Here is a 25,358-nt window from a genome sequence, read left to right on the forward strand (position 1 = left end):
AAGGCATGCCTTTTCTTTATACGCATCAATTACCGAAGAGTAATCGCTACTAGACAAATATCATCCTCGATCCGTCCATCGTTAAATAGCTCAACCGCGTCCTCAATCACCTTACCTGTTTCATGATCATGATACTCCTGTAAAAAATCAGCAAGACGGGTGATATTCTGAAAAGACGACTCTCCCTTTCTCTCAATTAATCCATCTGTATATAAAAAGATTCGTATCGGCCCCTCATACGATAGAACACCTTTCTCCACTGGCACATTAGGTACTAATCCAATTGGAAGTCCACCTTCATTGAGCAAAAGAGGTGCATTGCCAGCGCTACAAAGCAAACCAGGAGGATGCCCAGCGTTCACATATTCAATCGTCCGCTCTTTTGTATTCACAACGATATATAAGCCGGTAAAGTAATACGACTGTATCTGACTCTGCGACTGATATAAATCGTTCATATGCCGGTTCAATTCTTTCATTACCCGCACCGGATCAACGAGACGGGTAATCAACCCCTGAAGTAACGAGCGAATCGACATACTGATCAAAGAAGCACTAATCCCATGTCCCACTACATCAAGCAGCATAATCCCGTATCGATTCTTATCGATCTGATACCAACAATACATGTCACCTGCCAGTTGCTCAGACGGGATATACGCTGCCTTTATTTCAATATTGTCTTGCTGAATGGGCAGACTGAGCACACTTTGCTGTACGTGCTTAGCTAGCTCAAGTTCTGACTTGAGTTCCTGTTCCGCATGCTTACGACGGGTCACATCAATTTGCAGCCCGACAAAATAAATCAATTCGCCTTCATCATCAAAAATCGGGCTAATCGTCAGATCATTCCAGAATGCACTACCATCCCGACGGTAATTTAATAATTCAGTCGTAATCGACTCTCGTTGCTTAATAGCCCGTCTAATCTGTTTTACCGCTACCGCGTCCGTCTCTGGCCCCTGAAGAAACCGACAATTACGGCCGACCACTTCATCTACAGAATATCCAGTTAGCGTCTCAAACCCTTTATTAGCAAAAATAACCGGGTTGTCCGGTAGTCGTGGATCAGAAATGGTGACGCCTGTCATCGTATTAGCAACAGCACTAACGAGATGATCATTCGTCTCCAACGCTTGCAGGAGCTTCTCATGTGATTCTTTCCGGCTCGTAATATCGTGAAAGTATACACAAAGCCCTTCATCAAACGGTGTAACATGAACCTCAAACCACTGCTTCGTCTCTGGCATATACTGCTCGAATTCAATCGGACGCTTTTCATGCACCGCCTTGAAATACTGCGTCTGAAAGGACGGGGCTATCGTATGCGGGATTTCATTCCACATATTTTTCCCATGAAGCTCATTGCGGCTCGCATGAAAAATACGCTCCGCTTCTCTATTTATGTATATAAACCGCCAATTCCGATCAACGGCGAAAAAAGCTTCCGGAATCGAATCCATCATTCTCTCGATTTGCCGGTGCGTCTGTTCACCTTCCATCGTTCTCCCCCTGTATTATGTTCTATAACTTTCAGTTTATCATAAACACCCAAATTTTTTATGCTTTTGAAAAATTTAATACCTCCTTCTCTTCTCTGAGCAAAAAATCCGCTTATGAATATACTGAAGCATCCACACCAAGAAAGGGTGAACCCATATATGCATACAGAAAAAAAGGAAAAACAAGCATTTCGCATGCTTGGTATTTCCGGTCTCGGCTTGTTATTTGACTCGATGGATGTCGGTATTCTTTCGTTTGTACTTGCTGCCTTAAAAGTACAGTGGGGGCTTACACCGACTGAGATGGGACTTGTCGGTACCATAAACTTTATTGGAATGGCGCTTGGTGCCGCACTTGCCGGGTTGTGGGCAGACCGCTATGGTCGCAAACGTCTGTTTATCGTCACCCTGCTTATTTACAGCATCGCAACAGGCCTAAATGCCTTTGCTGCTACGCTTACCATCTTTATGGCGCTTCGCTTCGTTGTCGGATTTGGTCTGGGAGGCGAGCTGCCTGTTGTCACCACGTATGTACTTGAAGCCGCCCCGCAGCAGCATCGTGCCAAATGGGTTGTCTGGCTCCAAAGCTTCTGGGCAGCTGGTGCACTTGTCGCCGCTATTATTTCCTACTTCATCATCCCTGAATACGGCTGGCGCATTGGGCTGTTCCTCGGAGCACTTCCAGCATTGTATGCGATCTATTTGCGCCGTGCCCTTCCAGAAACTCCTGCCTTCACCCGCCAGATTACCACCCAAACATTTAGTGAAAAAATTCGCTTGCTCTGGTCCGCTCCGTATCGCCGCACGACGGTTGTGCTGTGGACACTCTGGTTCGCATCTGTCTTCTCTTACTACGGGATGCTGCTCTGGATGCCATCCATTATGATTATGAAAGGGTTTACCCTTATTAAGAGCTTTGAATATGTACTTCTCATGACACTTGTACAAATCCCCGGTTATTTCGCAGCAGCCTATTGTGTCAGCCGCTGGGGTAAAAAACCAACACTTGTCACATTTATGGCACTGTCTGCCCTCTCTTCACTCGCTTTCGGCCTGTCACCGAACATCTGGGCGCTGCTTATTTCCGGCATTTGTCTGTCGTTCTTTAATCTCGGTGCATGGGGTGCAACGTATGCGTATACAGCCGAACAATACCCAACCTTATTCCGGGCTACTGGAACTGGCTGGGCGGCCGGGTTTGGTCGCATCGGAGGTATTATTGCACCGTACGCAGTCGGCCTTCTTATTGGAATGCATGTCGGCTTTTCCTGGATTTTCGGACTGTTCTTTTTAATGACAACGCTTGCGGTACTTGTCGTAAGCTTCCTTGGTCGGGAAGGTATAGCTGAAAGCTGATGCACGCTCTACCTGCTGGATAAAAAAAGAGAGGGCCTAAGTGCCCTCTCTTCTTCATGCTTATTATTGCGCCGTATACCCACCATCAATGACAATCGCCTGCCCGGTTACACTTCCGGCTTTATCACTCGCGATAAACATCGCATACTCGGCAATATCTTTCGGTGTCAGCAATTTGCGCTGTGGCACGAGCGGATAAATTACTTCTTCGAGCACGCTCGTAAGCGGTACATTGCGAGTGCGGGCCAGATCTGTCAGCTGGTTGCGAACAAGCGGTGTATCTACGTAGCCCGGGCAGAGCGCATTCACTGTAATGCCATGCGCTGCACCTTCAAGCGCGGCCACTTTTGTCAACCCGATCACACCATGCTTGGCACTGTTATATGCGGCTTTACCCGCGAAGCCAACCAGCCCATTGATCGACGCCATGTTAATAATTCTGCCAAATCTCTGTTCCTTCATACGCGGCAATACATGCTTGATTGCCATAAAAGGTGCTGTCAACATCACTTTTACGAGAAGCTCGAACTTCTCCGTCGGAAACTCCTCAAGAGGGGACACGAACTGTAGTCCGGCATTATTAATTAGCACATCTAGACGTCCAAACTGTTCGGCTGCCACATCAAGCGCGGCTATCAGGCTCGGCTCGTCTGTCACATCGCAGCCGATACCTATCGCGGTAAACCCCGAATCAGTCAATTCCTTCGCCGCTTTCACCGCCGCTTCCTTATTCAGGTCACTAATTGCTACCTTTGCACCTGCTGCCGCGAATTCACGAGCGACCTCAAGCCCGATACCGCTTGCCGCGCCGGTAATAAATACTGTTTTGTTCTGTACAAGTGTACTCATATGCTGTCGACTCCTATTATTTCACTATCAGCGTCTCAGAAACGATAAGTTCCGGCTCCGTGCACGCTTTAATCTCTTCAACTGTAAAGCCTTCTGCCACTTCGACAAGTTCGAGACCACGCTCTGTTACGTCAATCACTGCACGGTCCGTAATAATGCGATCGACAACCCCTTTACCTGTAAGGGGAAGAGTGCATGCATTCAAAATTTTTGGCTCACCGTGCTTATTTACATGCTCCATAATCACGATAATGCGCTTCGCGCCGTGTACAAGGTCCATCGCTCCCCCCATACCTTTGACCATTTTGCCCGGAATCATCCAGTTCGCCAGATCACCGTTCACAGACACTTCCATCCCCCCAAGGATGGCTAAGTCAATATGACCACCGCGAATCATCGCAAACGACTCTGCGCTGCTAAACAGACTTGCACCCGGTGTCATCGTAATGGTTTCTTTCCCCGCATTGATGAGCTCCGGGTCCAGCTCCTGCTCTGTCGGGTACGGTCCGATACCAAGCAGGCCGTTTTCCGATTGAAGTACAACATGTTTATCAGCCGGGATGTAGTTCGCTACCAGCGTTGGAATTCCAATCCCTAAGTTTACATAGAAACCATCTTGAACTTCCTGTGCTGCACGCTTCGCAATTTGTTCCCTTGTCATTGCCATATCGTTTTCCCTCCCTTGTCTTATGCCTGCACGGTGCGGCGTTCGATTCGTTTTTCGTAATTCTGGCATTCGATAATGCGCTGGACATAAATGCTCGGTGTATGGATTGTATTCGGGTCGATTGCACCCGGTTCTACAAGTTCCTCTACTTCAGCAATCGTTACCTTGCCAGCAGCAGCCATCATCGGGTTGAAATTTTGCGACGTTTTGTAATACACGAGATTGCCCATTTTATCGCCTTTCCATGCTTTGATAAGCGAGAAGTCAGCAGTTAGTCCGGTTTCAAGCAAGTATTCCTTGCCGTCAAATGTGCGTACCTCACGACCTTCTGCAAGCGGTGTACCGACGCCAGCCGGTGTATAGAATGCCGGGATGCCCGCGCCGCCTGCACGAATGCGTTCAGCAAGCGTGCCCTGCGGTACTAGCTCTACTTCCAGTTCTCCTGAGAGGAATTGGCGCTCAAATTCTTTATTTTCACCTACGTAGGAAGAAATCATTTTTTTAATCTGTTTGTTCTGCAACAGCAAACCGAGTCCCCAGTCGTCCACTCCGCAATTATTCGAGATAATCGTCAAGTCTTTGACGCCTTTATCGCGCAGGCCGAGTATCAACTTCTCCGGGATGCCTACCAATCCAAATCCACCAACCATCAACGTTGCTCCGTCTTTAATTCCGTCTACAGCCTGTTCAATAGATGTGTACACACTCACTCGACTCACTCCTCAACCGAAATTTATTGAAATCGCTTTCTTTTTATGAAAGCGGAATCAAACAATACCAAACATATAGTACAGCGCAATCACAAAAAATACAGCTAGCGTTTTGATGAGCGTCATAGCAAAAATATCGATGTACGACTGGCGGTGCGTAAGCCCGGTTACGGCTAAAAGCGTAATAACGGCGCCATTGTGTGGAAGCGTATCCATACCACCGGATGCCATGGACGCTACACGGTGCATCACTTCTGGATTGATGCCAAGCTTCTCTGCCTGCTCGAGGTACTTGTCTCCCATCGTTGCAAGTGCGATACTCATTCCACCAGATGCTGAACCCGTAATCCCCGCAAGCGTAGTAGTTGTAACCGCTTCATTCACAAGGGGATTCGTAAATGTATGGGACATCCCAGCATTCACAGCTTTAAATCCCGGAAGCAGCGCAATAATGCCCCCAAATCCATACTCGGATGCTGTGTTCAGTGTAGCCAGTAGTGCACCACCAATTGATGCATTAATCCCTGTATTAAAATTCTGTTTAACTCGCGTGAAGGAAAAAAGTAAGACCGTCAAAATCCCCAGAACGAGCGCTCCCTCAACAGCCCAGATGGCCGTTTCTTTCGTCACATCAACAGCTGCCACCTTTGGAATATTAATGCTTGCAAAATCAAATTTTTTGCCATAGATTTGCGGAATGAGGCCGGTGAACACTTTATTGAAAACGCCAACAATTATAAGTGGCAAAATCGCAATAAAGGCGTTTGGCAGTTTTTCATCTGTAAGTGGTTCCGGTTCATTTTTATGTCCTATACCATATCCTTCGCCATTTGCTTTTGCTTTCCTTCTTCTGGATTCCAAATAAATCATCCCGATAGTGAATACGAATAAGCCTCCGATAAAACCAAGCCACGGAGCCGCCCATGTATCCGTCTTAAAAAACGTAGTCGGAATAATGTTCTGAATTTGCGGCGTACCTGGGAATGCATCCATCGTAAACGTAAACGCACCGAGCGCAATCGTTCCTGGAATGAGGCGTTTTGGAATATCGGCTGCTTTGAACAATTCAGAAGCAAACGGATATACCGCGAATGCAACCACGAACAAGGATACGCCACCGTATGTCAACACAGCACCAACGATGACGATAGCTAGCATAGCACGACTCGGTCCAATAAGCTTGATAACTGCATGGGTGATCGCCTTAGCAAAGCCTGACATTTCAATGACTTTCCCAAAGATTGCACCCAGCAAGAACACCGGAAAATAACTTTTAATAAATCCGACCATTTTGTCCATAAACACACCGGAGAAAAACGGCAGAACATAACCTGGTTCTGTCAACAACACCGCGAACAGTGCCGCAATCGGTGCGAACAAAATGACGCTAAAACCGCGATAGGCAACAAACATGAGAAAAAATAGCGCCAGTAAAATGATAATAATGTCCATATACTACTCCTTTCTAAATAAAAGCGTTTTCAAACAAGAAGATATTTCTATTTAATCTTTAAGCAAGCTGCATGCCAAAAACTTTTATCCGCTTGACCATTCCTTTATAACCCGGGTTTCCAGGGATTTCTTATGTACCGTTCCCCCATAAAAGCTGTAATTTTGTTTTGTTTTCCGGAAAACAAGAATTATTTTCCGTAAAAACGGAAAAAACATCGGGATGCCGATGTTTTCACCTTTGTCTTTTTTATTGAATGTGGTAGCGGGCAATTTTTTCATATAGACTTGATTTTCCGATTCCAAGCTGGCGTGCCGCAGCCATTCGATCTCCTCCTGCTGCGTATAATGCCTGGCAAATGGCTGTACGCTCCGCTTCTTCTACTGCCCGCTTGAGCGTAGGCACGACAGCTCCACTTTGTACAATTGCGTCCATGTGCTCTACCTGACTTTCTTGCGGCAGTAAAGGCAGGTCTGCACGTGTAATGGAAAGCCCTGACTTTACATACAAAGCCCGTTCCAGCACATTGCCCAGCTCCCGAATGTTCCCCGGCCAACTATAAGCAAACAGGTCTGCCATCGCATCTGGCTCCACACCAGAAGCAACAATCCCCGTTTCTTTTGTGAGCTTTTTCAAGAAGTGGTCAACAAGTAGCGGAAGATCACCTACACGCTCCCGTAGCGCTGGTACTTCCAGCATTACCACATTCAAGCGATAGTACAAATCATGCCGAAAGAGCCCTTTTTCAACAAGTGTCAGCAAATCTTTATTCGTCGCTGCAATAATTCGCACGTCAATTGACTCCGGTTTATCCGCCCCAACCGGTTCAATTTCTTTTTCCTGCAGCACGCGGAGCAACTTTACCTGCATCATCAGCGGCATCTCGCTAATTTCATCAAGAAAAATCGTACCACCCCGTGCTAGCGCAAATTTCCCCTTTTTTCCCGATTTCTTAGCGCCCGTAAACGCACCTTCTTTATAACCAAACAGTTCAGATTCAAACAACGTGTCTGGAATCGCTGCACAGTTCACTTTAATAAGCGGCCCGCCTGATCGGTAGCTTTCACGGTGAATGGCATGAGCAAATAGCTCTTTTCCTGTCCCCGATTCTCCCTTAATCAGAATCGTTGTATCACTTTTCGCTACTCGTGCACCAAGTAGCTTGACCCGCTCCAGCAGAGGACTCTGGCCAAGAATTGTCTCAAACGAATACTTGGCCTGCAGACGTTTATCAAGCTCCTCTTTATAATAGTCCAACTCTCTGCGCAATGTTTCAATCTTATTAGACATAGCGAACAAATCGTCCACTTCCTGAAACATAACGGTTCCAACAACAGCTGCTACCTTGTCCTGGTTAAAGACCGGAATGCGACTTGCAATCATTTCCCGGCCATTAATTTTTTGAATCTGAGCGATTTCCGGCTTCCCGGTCTGACCGACAATGTGCATACGTGTGTTTTCTATGACTTCCGTGACGTGTTTGCCAATCATCTCCGGCAGCTTCTTACCAAGAAAGCTCGCATATGCTTCATTTGCCATGAGAATATAGCCGTTCATATCAACAATAAGCACGCCTTCATATGCATGATCGACCATCGCCTGTAGCATATCTTTTTCTTTCGTCACTTTGCGGGCCTGGCCAGCTAGCTCAAGAACAAGTCGATGTACCCATCCATTTCGCTGTATCCTCATGCGATGTCCTCCCTTTCAAGTACTAGTCATGAAATACAGAAAAAACCGCTCCAGTTGGAACGGTTTGTGTGTGTCAATATAAGGCGGTAAGAAGTGCTGTAAGCCAGGTTTTGTACTTCCGTACTCGTAGCGGCAGCCAGCCTGGTACAAGAAGCGACAGTCATCTATCTACGAAGCATTCTTCGTCTGTCGTCCGGTTCAGTTCCCTTCAGACAGTGCCCCTACCAAAATTTGGGTTGCTCGCTTGAGGGGTTTACCTCGTTCCACCTCTGCAGTTTCCCGCAGAGCTTCGTCACTGTGGCACTTTCAGGTTAGTTTCGACATATTCCAAACGGAACGTAGCCGATTTCACCGCCGTCAGCCGGACCACCGACTGCCCTACCTTGCGATAGGCACAAACACTCCGGGCATCTCAGCCCGGGCGAGCCTGGACTTTCCTCTGCTTGTTTGGAAACAAGCAGCGACCATCCACACTTCTTACATACAATCAAATGCGAATGAGAGGACTTGAACCTCCACGGGGTTGCCCCCACTAGAACCTGAATCTAGCGCGTCTGCCAATTCCGCCACACTCGCTTAAAACTGGCGTCCCAGGAGAGATTCGAACTCCCGACCGACGGCTTAGAAGGCCGTTGCTCTATCCTGCTGAGCTACTGGGACATTTTTATTAGTCACATTCATTGCGGCGACAAAAACAATATTATCACACACTACTGATACATGGCAAGAAATTTTTTGTTTTTATCTACCGGAATTTTTCTGTCTTGTAGCCCAGCAACCTCCTTTATTATCTATACATTAGGTGCTTCTAAACCAAATGCACTCCATTCCTCTCTAGAAGGTCCGAATCCCCCTGGAACCCGAAGCCCAGCCTGGCGCATCAACACCGTCATCTGTCCGCGATGATGAATCTGATGATGAAGCAAAACATTCAGGACAGTTGCTTTCGTCCATGGCTCTCCATACAGGTTTACTTCCTCCTGCAATGAAGCATCAGACCACTGCTGACGAAGCGCAGCTGTTAGTACTTCAGCAGCCTTACGATATGACGAAGCGATCTCCTCTGCCGTGTCTGGAACAGGAGACTCTTCTACCGCTCCCGCCAGTACAAGTCCTGCTTTCTCCATCATCTCATATATCGTATATACAATATGCCATGCAACACGTCCAAGTGTCCGATCGTGCGGTGATACTTCCTGCTTGAGTGAATCATCCGTTAATGTATCCATCACCCTCTGCATCGCTGCTGCGTCATTGTCCCATGCCTCAATAAACAAACCAATAGTTGTGTACATTTTATTTCTCCTCTCAAACAAGAATATACGTTCCTATTTATTCTAACATATGATATTGGAAGAAAATAGATATAAATTTAAAAAGAGGATGGTCTCGCTTGTCATGTTATGACCTTGAGACCATCCTCTTCTTATTCACGCGAGTCTACCGCATGCATACCGGAAGCCATCCAGCCAGATGCGGCTTCATGCTGCTCCCATTTAATTTCCCATTTCGTAACGAACGCTTCCATTGCAGCGATCCAGCGCAACAAGTAGTCCCGCTCCTGCGCCAAGTCCTTAATACCTGCTATATCATTGACCTGAAAGCAGGTACGTACTTCTTCTTCCAGCCACTGTACTTCGAGCCGCTTCTGCTCGACTACATGTCGCAGCCGCACAAAACGGAGATGCAGTCTATCCAATCCTTCAATCGCTTCCATGTACGGCCACCCTCTATATCAGGGATTACTGCTTATTAATCACTTTCATCACATTTTCAAGCGCTACTACAATTTGCTCACAGTGTTCTTTTTCAGCAACCAACTGCGAAATCGCAGACATATTGTTCACTTTAAAGTGATTGAGCACTTCTTCTTCCATTTCCTTAATGCGCAGCTCGAGCTTCTCTGTAGAATCCTGCACATTCACCACAACATCTTCTAATACACTTACTGTTTTTACTTCTGCCATCGCTACGGCAACCTCCTCTATTCCTGATTGAACTTCTTGATTTTGTTCTTGTGTGTCTTCCTGCAGTTGGGGTTCTTCTGCTATTGCTTCTGCTGCTACTTCCTGTACCTGTGGTACTTCAACAGATGGCTCAGCTTCCACCGTATCCTCGTCATACGAAACCAGCACAAGATCGTCCACTACACGCATGCGCTCGTCTCCTTCTAGAACAAAGGTATGTTCCCGGCGAGACAAATGCAGCTCATGTTCCATCTGCATGTACAATTGCGTCAATGGCACATGTTTTACCTGATGCTCAGATAAAAAAGCATACAACGCATCATTCGCAATCTCCCAGCGGGCCAGATACCACAGGTCCGATCCTTCAAACTGAACGAAACGTGCATCCCGCTTAAGCGGAAGCTTGTCCATCTGGAAACTGTATGATACGACATTCGTACGGCGCAGTTTTTTCAAACACTGCTCCGCAGTAAGCGGTCCTTTATTCTCCAGGAAATAGCGAACCAGTTCTTCTGCGATATGATCGCGGAATGCAACTTCCATTTCAATCACCGCATGAGATGCGCCCGTATGAAATGGTGTCCCTAATTCCAGCACCTCATCAATGATGACCGCTGGTGATTTCCCCATCTGTTCCAACTGTGTACCATATGTATTCTCCAGACGGCTTTCTAGCTCCTGCCGTGACAGTGAACGTTCCCCCTGGCGGAAAACTTTTTTTACTATACTGCTTGGTGTGTATACTAGCGTACTCATTCACAGACTCCTTTGCATAGTCTTGTCGTGTATTATCATATCATGTTCTGGTATAGGTTTGGTGAGCAAAATGACCGTTTTGAGCAAATTTCCTTCATCTCGCTTCCTCATTTATAAAAATTCATTTTTCTGCATTTTATTCATAGACATTTCAACATTATGGATGTATATTTATTATTATTGATTTAATAAATATGCAATTTTAATTTAGACATACGTCTCACTTAGGCATATGTCCTGTTATTTTATAGAAATCTTACTAAGTAGGGAGACGATCAACATGCAAATACGGAAAGCAACCATTCATGATCTTGATGGGATGATGGCACTCATTAATGAATATGCACAACAGGGACTGATGCTACCACGCTCCAAGCTGTCCTTATGTGAGACGTTACACTGTTTCTCCGTTGTAATTGATGATCAAGGAGAAGTGAGTGAAGCAGGTACGGTTGTCGGGGTTGGCGGCCTGCATATTTTATGGGAAGATCTCGCCGAAGTTCGCTCGCTTGCCATTTCTGAAAAAGCAAAAGGAAAAGGGCTTGGCAAACTGCTTGTGATCCATCTTGTACAGGAAGCACAAGAACTCGGTCTCCAGCGTGTCATGTCGCTCACATACCAGCAAACCTTCTTCGAGAAATGCGAATTTTATGTCGTGCAAAAAGAAACACTGCCGCATAAAGTGTGGAAAGATTGTGTAAACTGTGCCAAATTCCCAAGCTGTGATGAGATTGCCATGATCCGAGATCTTGCGCCAACCACAGCCGCTATCTAAATAAACAGAAAAAGCCGAACGGAGGAAGGAAAAGGCTCATGCCTTTCCCTTCCCCCGCTTGAGTATAGTTTTTAACATTTGTAACCGTTTCGTTCCAACAAGAGAATCTGCCTTTGCCAGTACATCTCGAATGACACCGATAATACTTTTATCCCCATTCCAGTGTTCCTCGATGATTTTTTCATCTACCTCTACCAGTATTTTGTTCAGCGCCATTACTGCCAGTACGATATCATCTGCAAACCCAACCGGGCCGAGCAGAACCTCTGGAATAATATCGAGCGGTGACATAAAGTAGACAGCTGCCAATAGCGCAATTGACTTCGAACGCAGCGGGACGCGGTCATCTTTAGCCAGACGGGCCAGCAGGACAAACAAATCTGGGGCTAGTAACAAATACGGTGTAAGCTTATCCGATGTACCCGTGCCCATTTTCTCACGCATATACCCCTCAATTTTACTGCGGAGACGATCATAAAACCTGCTCTCCTCCTGTTCAAGCACCATTAACTCCTGCTTGATTTTCCCGACATCTTCCGCTACTCGCTCCGCTTTGTCCTCCCCTGTAGGGATCGAATCATTTTTAGCCAGCACATCCCAGTTAAACGTACTCATATCTACCGACACATCTACATCGAGTTCAATCCCCTCTGTAGTAAACGCTAGCCCCTGTATGTGCACTTCTTGAAGCTCTTGATTCAGCTCGACAAGCTTGCCGAGCTGAATCGTAAGGCGGTTATCTGATACAAGAACATACGGACTATCCGGCAGCACATTTGATAACAACGTACGACCCATAAAATTTTTGGCTAGGATGCGCTCCGTTTCAGTTAGAAGCTTCTGCATCAGTGTACCGCGTGTTCGTTCCATGCTTTCTTCATAGGAAATGGTAAGATAACGCCCCGTTGTATCAAAACGAAAGGCTTCAATCCGCACCGTGTATACCACCGGAAACCATTCACCGCGTACGCGTACTTGTGCATCAACAAGGGCTTGTCCATCCAGCGTACGAATACGATTTATGTACAGCGCCTGCGGCAGCAGTGTATTCAACTTTGGAAGTAGCATCGTCTCGATCATCGGTCCAGTAAGCTTCATGTATATCGACTCCTTGTTTTTAGGCAATTTACAATTAGATTACCCTTTTATACGTAAGAATGGACATCAAGTTTCAACATAAGAAATTCAAAACACAGGCTAACATTCAACATGTTTTTTCGATATAATATAGATATTAGATTAGATTTGTACAGGCAGACTCCAAAAAAGCGAGGAATGTCCATGTGGCGAAATTTGTTTCGTAAACTAAAATATCAATATTTGCAGTTGCTGCGCTCTAAAGGTGCACCTTCTATCATAGCACGTAGCTTTTCACTCGGAATCTTTATTGAGTTCATCACACTTCCAACACTCGGTGCCGCATTTTTGTTATTGTATCCGCTTATCCGACTCGCTCGAGGTAGTTTTGCTGCTTCGCTGATCGGATTTATCATGGGTAAGTTTGTTCTTCCTGTGTTTTTTGTTATCAATATGAGCGTAGGCAACTTTATTGTCGGCAAAAAACTCGACCAGCCTCACGTAAACGAACACCTTCATCAACATTCCTTGTTATCCGCTGTGCAATTTGTCAAAGAAAAAGGAATCACCCTGTTCGTAGGCAGCCTAGTCAACGGTACAATTACGGCTATTCTCTGCTACGTGCTCGTTTTCTACGGGCTTCAGTTTTACCGCAAACGTAAAGAAGCGCGCCGCCTGGCGGCTCAGTTAAGTAAAATAAATCGATAACAATATGAACGAAGGGGCAATCCTGTATCATCAGGACTGCCCCTTCTATATTTGCTCTTTTTCTATTCGATTATGCCAGAACAGCTCGATCACTTGCGAATTTCTCACCGCGCAAGCGCTGGAATTCTTGAAGCAGTCTCTCAATTGTGAGACCCTTCTTCTCCTCAGGTGGCACGTCTAGAATGATCATCCCTTTATCCATCATAATAAGACGATTCCCGAGATCAAGAGCCTGTTGCATATTATGGGTAACCATGAGCGTAGTTAGCTGCTGACGACCGACGATTTGCTCCGTAAGTTCCGTAATACGCTGGGCACGTGCCGGGTCAAGCGCTGCTGTATGCTCATCAAGCAGAAGTACCTTTGGCTTCGTAAATGTCGCCATCAGTAGACTAAGTGCCTGCCGCTCCCCACCAGATAGCATGCCGACTTTGGCATTGAGCCGATTTTCCAGTCCAAGATGAAGTGTCTCCAGATACGTTCGGAATTCATCCCGACGCTTTGCCGTTACCCCACGTCCGAGCGTGCGGCGCTTGTCACGCGCATAGGCAAGTGCCAGATTTTCTTCAATCGTCATAGCCGGTGCCGTACCTGCCATCGGGTCCTGGAACACGCGACCGATCATCGGTGCTCGCTTGTACTCTGGCAAATTATTCACTACCGTACCGTCAATTTCCACGGTACCGTGATCCGGGCGCAATACACCGGAGATAATGTTCATAAGTGTTGATTTCCCGGCACCATTACTACCGATAATCGTAACAAAATCTCCCGGCGCCAAATGCAGATTAATATGGTTGAGAGCAACCTTCTCGTCCACAGTTCCTTCATTAAATACAACATAGATGTCATTGAGTTTAAGCATGCTTCTTCACCTCGCTACGCTCCCGTACACTCGGACTTCCATCGGCACGCATTTTTGCGTGCGCCGCCCGACGTTTGCGCTCCTTGAAGCCTGCTGAAATACGCGGCATTACAAGCGCGACAATAACAATTAATGCGGTCATCAGTTTCATATCAGACGGATCAAGACCGACCTGCATCGCTAATGCAACCACAAGGCGGTAAATGATCGCTCCGCCAACAACCGCAAAGGTAGCACGAAAAATTGTTTTGTTTCCAAAAATCGCTTCCCCGATAATAACGGAAGCAAGACCAATTACGATCATCCCAATCCCCATCGATACATCAGCAAATCCTTGATACTGTGCATATAATGCACCTGACAATGCCACAAGACCATTGGAGATACTTAAACCGAGAATAATCGTCGTATCTGTATTCGTAGAGAAACTGCGAATCATGCGTTGGTTATTTCCTGTCGCACGAATCGCCAGTCCGATCTCCGTATGCAAGAATCGGTCGTTTAAAAATTTAATTACGAGTGCAATCACAGCAACGGCTGCAAGTACGCCGTAATCTCCCCACTGCTCAAACTGCGTAAACAGGGTATCATCCCCAAGCAACGGTACGTTCGCCTTTCCCATAATACGCAGGTTGATCGAATATAACGCAATCATAGAGAGAATACCGGAAAGAAGTGGATTAATCTTCCCTTTCGTATGCAAGATCCCGGTCATAGCCCCAACCACAATGCCTGCTCCTATGCTTGCAATCGTCGATAGAAACGGTGCCGTTCCGGCTGTAATCAGCGTAGCCGCTACGGCTCCACCTGTTGCAAAACTTCCATCAACTGTTAAATCCGGAAAATCAAGAATCCGGAACGTTAAATATACGCCAAGTGCCATAATGGCAAAAATACATCCAGACTCCAACGAGCCCATTAATGCTTCCATAAGAACCTCCTGTGCCTTTACTTCGCTGCTTTACCATCAATCATTTCAGGCTTCCATTTATCCAGCGCTTCTTTTGGTAATTTAGTAATATCAATGCCCTGTGCTTTCGCCGCTTCCTTATTAATCGTCAGCGTCAGCTTAGGCGGATAGCCAACTGCGATCTCACCAGGCTTCGCACCTTCTTTTAAGATTTTAACCGCCATTTTTCCTGTTTCATAACCGATATCAGAATATTCAAAACCAACACCCGCGAAACCACCACTGCGCACCGACTCAAGTTCTCCTACAAATAACGGAATTTTATTTTTGTTTGCTGTGCCGATAATCGTTTTGAGCGCAGTTACAGCTGTATTATCCTGCGGTACATAAATCGCATCGACTTTTCCAACAAGCGATTCTACCGCTGGCTTGATTTCATTTGTATTCGTCGCCGTTGCCTCTACAGGCGTAAGTTGCAGTTTTCCTAACGCATCTTTTGCTACTTTCACGTTTGCAACCGAATTTGCTTCCCCGCTGTTATAGATAATACCGACTTTTTTAGCATTTGGGAACAGATCTTTAATCGCCTTCATCGTATTTGGAATCGCATCCGGTGGTGTATCAGACACACCTGTAATGTTGCCGCCTGGCTTTTGCAAGTCTTTCACCAACTTTGCACTTACCGGGTCTGAGACAGCTGTAAACAGTACAGGCGTATTTTTTACGTTCTGAGCAACCGCCTGCGCGTTCGGTGTCGCAATCGCGAGAATCAGATCTTTCTTATCGGATGCGAATTTCTGGGCAATCGTATTTACATTCGTCTGATCTGCCTGTGAATTCTGATAATCAATTTCTACATTCTTTTTGTCTTCGAGTCCGTTCTCTTTGAGTGCTCGTAAGAAGCCTTCCCGAGCGGCGTCAAGCGCTGGATGTTCCACGAACTGTGTGATGCCGATTTTATATGTTTTTGTTTCTGCACCACCTGCACTGCCAGACGACTTCGAAGTCTCGGTACTGCCCCCTCCACATGCGCTTAAAAATGTAAGCATTCCGGCTGCCGCCAACGGAAGCCAACGTTTTCCTTTCATCAACATGAAACACTCCCCTCTATTTTATCATTCCTTTGATAAAGTTCTTTGTTGAGTAGATTTATTATAGCATGTTCTACTTTGCTTTAAAGCAAAAAAATAATAGAATCTTTTAATTTTAACGAAAAAGTATTGCGATTTTATGCGTTAAAGCGGTTATTTGCGAAATTTTTTTTGTGATTCATAAATAATTTTTTGTTTTTTTTACTTGATCTATCTTTTTATTGCTTCCATATCCGGTGGAAGTGGTGCTTCAAAAGAAAGCCATTCTTTTGTATGAGGATGTGGAAATGACAGCCTGCGAGAATGTAACGCCTGCCGCTTAATTTTTTCTTGCGTCCCCCCATACAAATCATCTCCGAGCAGTGGATGTCCGATATGGCTCATATGCACACGAATTTGATGAGTTCGTCCCGTCTCAAGCACCAGGCGAACATGTGTAAACCCCTGATAACGACCAAGCACCGTATAATTCGTACGCGCCCACTGCCCATCTGGATGAACCATCCTCTCCATAATCGAACCGTCTCGTCGCTTAATCGGTGCATCAATAACTCCTTCATCTTTGGATATAATGCCATGGACGAACGCTTCATATTGTCGCTTAATGCCGCCTGCCCGCTGTACATCTGCAAGCTGCTGATGTGCATACTGGCTGCGGGCAATAATAAGCAGACCCGACGTATCTTTATCAAGCCGATTAACCGGACGGAACTTACGTGAGACTCCCTGCGCAAGCCAGTGATGTACAACCGCATTACCGAGCGTTCCATCTGGATGCAGCATAGTGGGATGAACGCACATGCCCGCTTCCTTATTCACAACGAGCACATCTTCGTCTTCATATAATGAAATAAATGGAATGGACTGCGGTACGATATTCTCTGACTCCTCTTCTGGAAGACACAGCTCTATCACATCCCCTTCTGTCAGTGGATGATCCAGATATGTCGATACTCCGTTCAACAAAATGCCTTTCGTCTGCTTTAACTCAACAAGCAAGCTGCGTGACAATCCATGATGTCCACGCAAAAATGAACGAACATTCTCTGCATGCTCGTCTCCTTCTTTGACAATAAAAGTTAACACTCTTGCTATTTTATTCTCCTGATTCATCATAAAACGCCCCTTTTTGCCATACTATTTACTTCATTGTTCATCATAATAAACATAAAAAAATCAGATTAATGCGAGTTATCACTTTTTATCCTGAAATATTGTGTTATGATAAAGAAGTGATCAGATGAATTTAACATTTAGTCTGATACGCTAACATTATCGTAGGAGAGGGAGAGAATAATGGCCGAGATGAAAAAGTTCACTAAAGTTCTGGTGGCAAACCGTGGAGAGATTGCCATCCGTATTTTCCGCGCCTGCACAGAGCTTGGCATTCGCACCGTCGCAATTTATTCCGAGCAGGACAACGTAGCCCTACATCGATTTAAAGCGGATGAAGCGTATTTAATCGGAGAAGGCAAAGGCCCGATCGAAGCGTACCTCGATATTGAAAACATTATTGAAGTCGCCAAACGTCATGATGTGGACGCCATTCATCCCGGCTATGGCTTTCTAGCCGAGAACGAGCAGTTCGCAGCCCGTTGTGAAGAAGAAGGCATCGTTTTTATCGGTCCAAAATCCGAGCATATCCGCATGTTTGGCGATAAAGTCATCGCTCGTAAGATGGCCATTGAAGCTGGCATCCCGGTTATTCCAGGAACACCTGAACCGATCAGCACATTGGAAGAAGCTCTGCGCTTCGTAAAAGAAAACGGTTACCCAATCATCATTAAGGCAGCATCCGGTGGCGGTGGCCGCGGCATGCGCATCGTGCGCAAGCAGTCCGAGCTACAGGACTCCCTTGATCGCGCTCGTTCCGAAGCAAAGTCTGCATTCGGCAACGCGGCTGTCTATCTCGAAAAATATTTAGAGAATCCAAAACACATTGAAGTGCAGATTCTCGCTGATCGCCATGGACATGCTATTCATTTATTTGAGCGTGACTGTTCCATTCAGCGCCGTCATCAGAAAGTTGTCGAGGTAGCACCAAGCTTAGCCCTCACTGACCAGCAGCGTGAAGAGATCTGCCAGGCAGCCTTACGTCTCGCTAAGTCATGCAACTACCTGAACGCTGGAACCGTCGAGTTCCTCGTAGCGCCAGATGGCACGTTTTACTTCATCGAAGTAAACCCGCGTATTCAGGTTGAGCATACGATTACCGAGATGGTAACGGGCATTGATATTGTACAGTCCCAGATTCGCATCGCAGAAGGCTATGCCCTCGAAGATGATGAGATCGGGATTCCATCACAAGCAAGTATTCAAACGCGCGGTTTTGCGATTCAATCCCGTGTGACAACCGAAGACCCGGAGAAAAATTTCCTGCCAGATACCGGACGCCTGCTCGCTTATCGTTCTGCAAGTGGCTTTGGCGTACGCTTAGATGCTGGCATCGGAGCACCTGGCGCGGTCATCACACCGCACTATGATTCCCTGCTTGTGAAAGTATCAACCCAGTCCCTTACCTTTGAGCGGGCGGCCAGCAAAATGCTGCGTACCCTCAAAGAATTCCGGATTCGCGGCGTGAAAACGAACATTCCGTTTCTTGAAAACGTCATGCAGCATCCAGACTTCTTAAGCGGCAACTACGACACATCCTTTATTGATACAAAACCGGAGCTATTCAAGTTCCCGCAGAAAAAAGACCGGGGCACGAAGCTTCTTACTTATATTGGCCAAACGATTGTCAACGGACATCCAGGTCTGGTGAAAGCCGATAAAAAACCGGTGTTCGTCAAACCACGCATCCCGCAAACATCCGTTAAGCAGCCGTATCCGTCCGGCACCAAACAAATTCTTGACGAGCATGGTGCAGACGGCGTTGTGAAATGGATTCAGCAACAGAAAAAATTGCTCGTAACCGACACAACATTCCGTGATGCGCATCAGTCATTGTTTGCCACTCGTGTTCGCACACATGATCTGATCCAAATTGCTGAAGCGACTGGAAAAATCGCCTCCGACTTATTTTCGCTCGAAATGTGGGGCGGCGCAACCTTTGATACGTCGATGCGCTTCCTGAACGAAGATCCGTGGGACCGCCTGGTGCAGCTGCGTGCTCAAATTCCGAACGTATTGTTCCAGATGTTATTCCGTGGTGCGAATGCGGTCGGTTACACAAACTACTCGGATAATGTCGTCAAGAAATTCATTGAGACCTCCGCAACAGCAGGCATTGACGTATTCCGTATTTTCGATAGCTTGAACTGGATTGAAGGCATGCGCCTTGCCATTGAATCGGTTCGTGAGAATGGAAAAATTGCCGAAGCGGCAATTTGTTATACAGGCGACATTCTCGATCCACAACGCGACAAATATAATTTGAAATACTATGTAAACCTAGCCAAAGATCTCGAAAAAGCAGGCGCACACATTCTGGCCATCAAGGATATGGCAGGTCTTCTCAAGCCGTATGCAGCATTCGAACTTGTCAAAGCACTAAAACAAGAAATTGGCATTCCGATTCACCTGCACACGCACGATACGAGCGGAAATGCAGGGGCGATGCTCCTAAAAGCAGCTGAAGCAGGTGTTGATATTGTAGACACCGCATTAAGCTCCATGTCCGGCCTGACATCTCAGCCAAGCTTAAATGCACTCGTAACAGGACTTGAACAGCACGAGCGGGCAACCGGGCTTGATGTGGATGGTTATCAGCAGCTTGCCGATTACTGGGAAGATGTTCGCACGTATTATGCGGGTTTTGAGACGGGCATGAATGCAAGTAACGCTGAAGTATACAAACATGAAATGCCTGGCGGACAATATACGAATCTCCAGCAGCAGGCGAATGGGGTCGGCCTTGGTGAGCGCTGGGGCGAGATCAAGGAAATGTATTCGACTGTCAATCACATGTTTGGCGATATCGTGAAGGTAACGCCGTCTTCCAAAGTCGTCGGGGATATGGCACTGTTCATGGTACAGAATAACCTGAGCGAGCAGGATGTATACGAACGCGGGGATTCGATTGATTTCCCGGAATCCGTTATTACATTCTTCCAGGGCTATCTCGGCCAGCCGTACGGCGGATTTCCTGAGAAGCTTCAGCAGACAATTCTCAAAGGACGCGACTATTTTACAAGCCGTCCAGGCGAACTGCTGCCACCGGCGGACTTCGATGAGATAAAAGCCATGCTCGAGGAAAAACTCGAACGTCCTGTCACCGATTTCGATTTGATGTCGTATGTGATGTATCCAAAAGTGTTCCTCGATATGCAGAAACGCCAGCAGGAATTCGGTAACGTATCTGTACTTGATACCCCTACTTTCTTCTACGGCCTTCGTCTCGGAGAAGAAATCGCCGTTACAATTGAACAAGGCAAAACCTTGATGGTGAAGCTGTTATCTATCAGCGAGCTCAGTCCTGACGGCATGCGGACGATCTACTATGAACTGAACGGTCAGCCGCGTGAAATTACGCTCCGAGATGCGGGAGCTAAGGTAACCGTTGCTCACCGTACGAAAGCCGACAGTTCTGATCCAGGTCAAATTGGAGCTTCTATGCCGGGTAAAGTGCTTAAACTGATGGTAGAGCCGGGCGACAAAGTGACAAAAGGCGAGCACGTCATCGTGACCGAAGCAATGAAAATGGAGACCACCATGCAGGCTCCATTCTCTGGTGTCGTCAAAGACATTCTTGTCAAAGCAGGGGATACGATCGAAACAGGCGATCTACTGCTTGTTATTACGCCAAACTAATTTAAATGCATAACAAAAGAGACGGTGCTTACAGCCCGTCTCTTTTGTTATGCATTTATTCCTGAGTCAAGTCGTTAATGACCTGATTGCCTTCCTTATTTTCATGCTTGTGACAAGCGTTCTTTTTCTCATTTGTGCGACAGTTGCCCATCATAGCTTGCAACTTCTCAAACGCCGCTGGAGCCATATCCAACAAGCGATCATATAGATGAGCCCCTTCCTGCAGCGACACGGTGCGGATTCCCTCTTTGTTTACGACGAGGAAAGCAACCGGCGTAATCGAAATCCCCCCGCCGCTTCCACCACCAAATGGGAATCCTTTCTCCTCCCCATCCCCCATTCGCTGTCCTTGCTGTCCACCGCCTAGACTATTCTGTTGGTATGCTCCATTCTGTTGGTATGTTCCATCCTGAGATGATTCAAATTCCGTTCCACCTGCCGCAAAACCAAATCCCACTTTGGATACCGGCAGAATGACACTGCCATCTGATGTTTCAATCGGGTCCCCGATAATTGTATTGACGTCCACCATTGCGCGAATGTTTTCCATCGCGGTCTTCATTAGCCCCTGAATCGGATGTTCTCCCATGTGTCAACGCCCTTTCCGAAAATAATGGATTGCCATACGAATCGCTGCAGTGATAGCATGTCCGATGCGAAGTCGAAGTATACAACAGAAACGAATCTCAAGCCGTTCCCCAGAAAAGTCCGGGATCACCGCCAGCTCAGGGTTCGTAGACAACCTCACATATCGTCCCAGTACTGCAAGGACAGCACTTTTAGCAGTCCATACGATACCACTCACTATCCCCGTTGCCGCTGCTTCTCCTACGCCTATATTCGTCTGCCATTCCAGCTTTTCACTGTGCACGTGTTTGAGTGTAGTACGTACAATTTCGTCCATATTATATACACGCTGCCGCAGATCCCTAGCATAACGCTGCACCTCTGCAATCGTATGCGGGGTAATCCATGTCTTCTTTTTCCGCTCCTTCTCCTTCGAAACCGAGTCGGTACCGGCATCCGCTTCCCCTGCTACTTTTACCCCGGTTCGCAAATTACGAAGCTGAAGCATATTCGCACGAATTCGATAGCGAAGCAGCCTCCGGCATACAGATAACTCAATCTCCAGATCATCATTTTCCGCCTGCCGCCGGTATATAATCTGGATACGCAGCGATGTAAACCAGATGATGAGCAGTATCACACCGGCAATACCCAGGCCAAGCAGCCACCCGTTCATGTCCTCCACCTTCCCTAGTTCGTAGTGTGGACGTAATTTCCTGTTTCATGCATCCGGGTGATCAATTTTCCAGATTGAGAAACTTTCCCCACATGCCTGCGTCAAACCTCATAGTAACTCATCCATAAGGAAGTGAATGGTTTGCATCGCATCGTTTTGCGTTCTCTACTTGTCTGTCTCCTTACAGTTAGCTTATTTGCCGCGCATGCGCCGCAGTCTGTCTCTGCCGCTGCGACATTTCATGATATTCAGGACCACTGGGCCAAAGGACAAATTCGTGCACTTGCCGAGCAGGGGATTGTAACGGGCGTAGGTTCAGACACATATGCACCGGATCGCCCACTTACACGCAGTCAGTTCGTCGTTATGCTGGCCCGTGTTTTTAAAGGCGATTTGAAAACAAAAGGCTCGGCTCGCGAGGTCAAACAATACTACCGGGATGTAGACGCATCCGATTTTTATGCGGATGAACTTGTGCGACTAAAACGGGCGGGGGTGATTGATGATCACGGTTCTTTCTACGGGGATCGTTACATTACCCGACAAGAGATGGCCCATTATCTAGTGAATGCGTATAACTATTTATACGGTCAAAATTTATCTCAGCTCGTCAATCGAAAACAGGTTCCTTTTACGGATGCTCATAAGATCTCTCCTCGTTACCTGGATGATGTGATCATCGCAAATAAACTCCATCTGATCACCGGGCGGGACGGAGGACAGTTCGCTCCTCATAACACGCTAACACGCGGGGAAGCAGCATCCGTTATTTATCGCTTCGGCCAATTGATCCCGTATGAAGACAAAAGTGTGCAGTCCGGTGCCAATCTTACAAATGTACAGGATGCTTACTATAAAAATGGCAAGCTCTACATTACCTTTACGTATTCGTTAAGCGGCGCGGGATATACGGGACAAATTATCGTCATCACTCGCTCTGGCAAACAGGTCAAAATTGATGTCGAGCCGGTTAAACTTGATAGTAGTTCTTCAACAAGTCGTTTCAAACAAACCCGTACCATTGCCATTGAAGAGTCTGGCATCCAAACGATTGTCGTTCGCATGAACGGAAAAGAAATCTCCCGCTTTCCCGTCTAGTTATACACAAAGAGGCAGCCCACATACGGCTGCCTCTTATCATTTTCTTTTGTATAACGTTACATTTAGCTACGGGCCGGAAGGAAAATCCCTTCTGGATCGACATTTTCATGCAGAATGCGGAGCTCTTCATATGTTGGAAGCTCTGTTTCACCTTTACAACGAGTAAAATCAAGTTCAAATCCGGTATTCTCCTGAAGCTGTTCGCGTGTAATACCTGGATGAATCGTATCGACATACATCGTGCCTGCTTCTTCATCAAAACGGAATACCGCCATATTCGTAATGACTGCACTCGGCCCCCCGAGAAACTTTTTCCCGTATACGTCTTTTCGATGCGCAAGTGTTCCTTCTGGCCATTTGCGCACCATCCAGCCCGGGGATGTAATATAATCAACACTTTCTTTGAAACGGCGCTTCTCCTGTACCATAATAAACACCGTTCGTTTGGCAAGCGAGTTAATATCCGGATTGCCGCCGCTGCCCGGAAAACGTACAGAAGGAGACGTATAATCACCAACAGCGGTTGTGTTTACATTGCCGTATTTATCGATCTCAGCTCCACCCAAGTACGCAAGATCGACTTTACCGCGCTGAAGCTGGTTAAATACATCAAACAGACCCGATGCAACAGAAGCCTGGGTAACACAACGTGGGTCCCCTACCGAAGACGGGAGAGAATCTCCCTTGGAATCAATTGTACCCGCCTCGTAAATCAGTTTACTATTTGGTGCATTCACTTTTTGTGCGAGCATAATCGCAAGCATCGGCAATCCGGTTCCGGCAAATACAACTTCACCGTCTTGTACCTCACGAGCAGCCGCAACAGCTAACATATCAACAACCGAGTACTCACCTGGTTTTACATATTGTTTGTCTGCCATTTTAACGCGACCCCCGTTTCACTTTTGTACTATATTTATGGTAGGAATTAGCGCGAAGCTTCTCCAAGCGAGAGAAACCTAGCTTGTCCAAATATTCATCGTGATCTCGTACACCGTACACCCATTCATCCACCCAGGCGCGAAATCCTTCTTCTGTTTTGGAAGCGGATGCAAACTCACGAATAAATGCACCGTCTACATCATAACATCCGTATGCTCCGGTCGGATGTGCCGCCCATGGCAGTTCAACAATCGCATCCACAAGATAACCTGGAACGAGGTTACGCTCTGGTTCCTCACGCAAATACGATTCCGGCACGATTTCTTCTGCCAATACAATAACTTTATCCGCAGCTTTAATAGCCTGCTCATCGGAATATGTTTGTCCACTAATGCGAATTGTGCCTTCTTCTCCTACCTGCTGGGCATGAACAATACATACATTCGGACGCACAGCTGGCACGTGAATCACTTCCCCTTCATTGTAGAACGGGTCCTGTGCGTAATCGAATTTTTTCGCAGGAATTTTATCATTGGCACCATTGCGCATTCCGGCACGCTCAAGCATATCGTACTCCGGATTCAAAATATCGGTTCCTCGCGATGCCCATGTTGGCATATACGGAATGCCCATCGCACCGGCCGCCATGCGGTACAGCATATGCTGATGGCTATAATCCTCCGCAATAATAGCTCCTTCTTTAATCTTTCTGTCCAGACAGTACGGTACTTTCCCATACAGTTCATGTCCTATCCAGCACGATTCCCAGATCGACACAGCGCCTGCCCCAATCAAAAGTTCAGCATGTGTACCCGAGTTCACTTCTACCAGATGAAGCCCTTTCTTCCCCTGACGCAGCATTTCATAAATAGCCGCCATCGGGCGACGCCAGATTACAAACCCGCTGAATGTGATCATATCGTTATCGTTGATCATCTGAATTGCTTCTTGCAATGTGCAGCGTTTGTCCTGCATATGTTGCTCTCCTCCTTATGTATAAATCTA

General features: G+C 46.7%; 23 protein-coding genes, 2 tRNA genes and 1 other RNA gene. 5 read left to right on the forward strand and 21 right to left on the reverse strand.

The features are described from left to right. Positions 1 to 29 precede the first annotated feature (29 nt). The gene (locus tag PO771_RS13965) at positions 30 to 1,502 is read right to left on the reverse strand and encodes a SpoIIE family protein phosphatase (protein WP_272560303.1); all 1,473 of its coding nucleotides are present in this window, start codon (positions 1,500 to 1,502) and stop codon (positions 30 to 32) included. A 159-nt stretch (positions 1,503 to 1,661) separates the two neighbouring features. Between PO771_RS13965 and PO771_RS13970 the strand changes: the two genes are divergently transcribed. Further along, positions 1,662 to 2,858 (forward strand): MFS transporter, encoded by a 1,197-nt coding sequence (locus PO771_RS13970; RefSeq protein ID WP_272560304.1) that lies wholly within the window; start codon positions 1,662 to 1,664, stop codon positions 2,856 to 2,858. A gap of 63 nt (positions 2,859 to 2,921) precedes the next feature. On the opposite strand, the gene PO771_RS13975 is transcribed toward PO771_RS13970, so the two are convergent. The 11 genes from PO771_RS13975 to PO771_RS14025 form a co-directional block, all read right to left on the reverse strand. After that, a complete protein-coding gene (locus PO771_RS13975; protein ID WP_272560305.1) occupies positions 2,922 to 3,707 on the reverse strand; it encodes a 3-hydroxybutyrate dehydrogenase in 786 nt (261 codons plus the stop codon). Between the two features lie 16 nt (positions 3,708 to 3,723). Beyond that, the gene (locus tag PO771_RS13980) at positions 3,724 to 4,374 is read right to left on the reverse strand and encodes a CoA transferase subunit B (protein ID WP_272560306.1); all 651 of its coding nucleotides are present in this window, start codon (positions 4,372 to 4,374) and stop codon (positions 3,724 to 3,726) included. A 20-nt stretch (positions 4,375 to 4,394) separates the two neighbouring features. Beyond that, positions 4,395 to 5,084, reverse strand: a complete 690-nt coding sequence (locus PO771_RS13985) for a CoA transferase subunit A (RefSeq protein ID WP_272560307.1) — start codon at positions 5,082 to 5,084, stop codon at positions 4,395 to 4,397. A gap of 57 nt (positions 5,085 to 5,141) precedes the next feature. Continuing rightward, positions 5,142 to 6,536 (reverse strand): GntP family permease, encoded by a 1,395-nt coding sequence (locus PO771_RS13990; RefSeq protein ID WP_272560308.1) that lies wholly within the window; start codon positions 6,534 to 6,536, stop codon positions 5,142 to 5,144. Between the two features lie 247 nt (positions 6,537 to 6,783). Then, positions 6,784 to 8,226, reverse strand: coding sequence for a sigma-54 interaction domain-containing protein (locus PO771_RS13995; protein WP_272560309.1), 1,443 nt, complete (start codon positions 8,224 to 8,226; stop codon positions 6,784 to 6,786). Between the two features lie 94 nt (positions 8,227 to 8,320). After that, positions 8,321 to 8,702: RNase P RNA component class B (gene rnpB, locus PO771_RS14000), an RNA gene on the reverse strand. 16 nt (positions 8,703 to 8,718) lie between these two features. After that, positions 8,719 to 8,802 (reverse strand) — tRNA-Leu (locus PO771_RS14005). Positions 8,803 to 8,809: 7 nt separating this feature from the next. Continuing rightward, a tRNA-Arg gene (locus tag PO771_RS14010) sits at positions 8,810 to 8,886 on the reverse strand. Between the two features lie 131 nt (positions 8,887 to 9,017). Then, positions 9,018 to 9,521: a DinB family protein gene (locus tag PO771_RS14015; RefSeq protein ID WP_272560310.1), complete on the reverse strand. Its 504-nt coding sequence runs from the start codon at positions 9,519 to 9,521 to the stop codon at positions 9,018 to 9,020. A gap of 131 nt (positions 9,522 to 9,652) precedes the next feature. Next, positions 9,653 to 9,943, reverse strand: coding sequence for a hypothetical protein (locus PO771_RS14020; RefSeq protein ID WP_272560311.1), 291 nt, complete (start codon positions 9,941 to 9,943; stop codon positions 9,653 to 9,655). A 25-nt stretch (positions 9,944 to 9,968) separates the two neighbouring features. Further along, on the reverse strand, positions 9,969 to 10,949 hold the full coding sequence (locus PO771_RS14025; RefSeq protein ID WP_272560312.1) for a hypothetical protein: 981 nt from the start codon (positions 10,947 to 10,949) through the stop codon (positions 9,969 to 9,971). Positions 10,950 to 11,229: 280 nt separating this feature from the next. On the opposite strand from PO771_RS14025, the gene PO771_RS14030 reads away from it, so the two are divergent. Continuing rightward, positions 11,230 to 11,724, forward strand: coding sequence for an N-acetyltransferase (locus PO771_RS14030; RefSeq protein WP_272560313.1), 495 nt, complete (start codon positions 11,230 to 11,232; stop codon positions 11,722 to 11,724). 36 nt (positions 11,725 to 11,760) lie between these two features. Here the strand turns inward: PO771_RS14030 and PO771_RS14035 are convergent, their stop codons facing one another. Next, positions 11,761 to 12,822: a YkvA family protein gene (locus tag PO771_RS14035; RefSeq protein ID WP_272560314.1), complete on the reverse strand. Its 1,062-nt coding sequence runs from the start codon at positions 12,820 to 12,822 to the stop codon at positions 11,761 to 11,763. A 183-nt stretch (positions 12,823 to 13,005) separates the two neighbouring features. Here PO771_RS14035 and PO771_RS14040 point away from each other — a divergent pair, with 183 nt between their 5' ends. Then, a complete protein-coding gene (locus PO771_RS14040; protein ID WP_272560315.1) occupies positions 13,006 to 13,509 on the forward strand; it encodes a DUF2062 domain-containing protein in 504 nt (167 codons plus the stop codon). 70 nt (positions 13,510 to 13,579) lie between these two features. Here the strand turns inward: PO771_RS14040 and PO771_RS14045 are convergent, their stop codons facing one another. The 4 genes from PO771_RS14045 to PO771_RS14060 all read right to left on the reverse strand — a co-directional run bounded on the left by PO771_RS14045 (position 13,580) and on the right by PO771_RS14060 (position 17,491). Further along, positions 13,580 to 14,374, reverse strand: a complete 795-nt coding sequence (locus PO771_RS14045; protein ID WP_272560316.1) for an ABC transporter ATP-binding protein — start codon at positions 14,372 to 14,374, stop codon at positions 13,580 to 13,582. Next, a complete protein-coding gene (locus PO771_RS14050) occupies positions 14,367 to 15,305 on the reverse strand; it encodes an ABC transporter permease (RefSeq protein WP_272560317.1) in 939 nt (312 codons plus the stop codon). The genes PO771_RS14045 and PO771_RS14050 overlap by 8 nt, the downstream gene beginning before the upstream one ends. Before the next feature lie 17 nt (positions 15,306 to 15,322). Further along, on the reverse strand, positions 15,323 to 16,378 hold the full coding sequence (locus PO771_RS14055) for an ABC transporter substrate-binding protein (protein ID WP_272560318.1): 1,056 nt from the start codon (positions 16,376 to 16,378) through the stop codon (positions 15,323 to 15,325). 207 nt (positions 16,379 to 16,585) lie between these two features. Beyond that, positions 16,586 to 17,491: an RluA family pseudouridine synthase gene (locus PO771_RS14060; RefSeq protein WP_272560319.1), complete on the reverse strand. Its 906-nt coding sequence runs from the start codon at positions 17,489 to 17,491 to the stop codon at positions 16,586 to 16,588. Between the two features lie 189 nt (positions 17,492 to 17,680). On the opposite strand from PO771_RS14060, the gene pyc reads away from it, so the two are divergent. Further along, entirely contained in the window at positions 17,681 to 21,127 is a 3,447-nt protein-coding gene (pyc, locus tag PO771_RS14065) for a pyruvate carboxylase (RefSeq protein ID WP_272563180.1), read from the forward strand. 55 nt (positions 21,128 to 21,182) lie between these two features. Here the strand turns inward: pyc and ytfJ are convergent, their stop codons facing one another. Beyond that, the gene (gene ytfJ / locus PO771_RS14070) at positions 21,183 to 21,716 is read right to left on the reverse strand and encodes a GerW family sporulation protein (protein ID WP_272560320.1); all 534 of its coding nucleotides are present in this window, start codon (positions 21,714 to 21,716) and stop codon (positions 21,183 to 21,185) included. Between the two features lie 3 nt (positions 21,717 to 21,719). Next, complete coding sequence (locus PO771_RS14075) at positions 21,720 to 22,370, reverse strand: DUF2953 domain-containing protein (RefSeq protein ID WP_272560321.1); 651 nt, start codon at positions 22,368 to 22,370, stop codon at positions 21,720 to 21,722. Positions 22,371 to 22,511: 141 nt separating this feature from the next. Between PO771_RS14075 and PO771_RS14080 the strand changes: the two genes are divergently transcribed. Then, a complete protein-coding gene (locus PO771_RS14080; protein WP_272560322.1) occupies positions 22,512 to 23,468 on the forward strand; it encodes an S-layer homology domain-containing protein in 957 nt (318 codons plus the stop codon). 65 nt (positions 23,469 to 23,533) lie between these two features. Here the strand turns inward: PO771_RS14080 and PO771_RS14085 are convergent, their stop codons facing one another. Next, a complete protein-coding gene (locus PO771_RS14085; protein WP_272560323.1) occupies positions 23,534 to 24,352 on the reverse strand; it encodes a CoA-transferase subunit beta in 819 nt (272 codons plus the stop codon). Between the two features lies 1 nt (position 24,353). After that, a complete protein-coding gene (locus PO771_RS14090) occupies positions 24,354 to 25,328 on the reverse strand; it encodes a CoA transferase subunit A (protein ID WP_272560324.1) in 975 nt (324 codons plus the stop codon). Positions 25,329 to 25,358 lie beyond the last annotated feature (30 nt).

Source organism: Aneurinibacillus uraniidurans (genome assembly GCF_028471905.1).
In the GTDB taxonomy this organism is placed as follows: Bacteria; Bacillota; Bacilli; order Aneurinibacillales; family Aneurinibacillaceae; genus Aneurinibacillus; species Aneurinibacillus uraniidurans.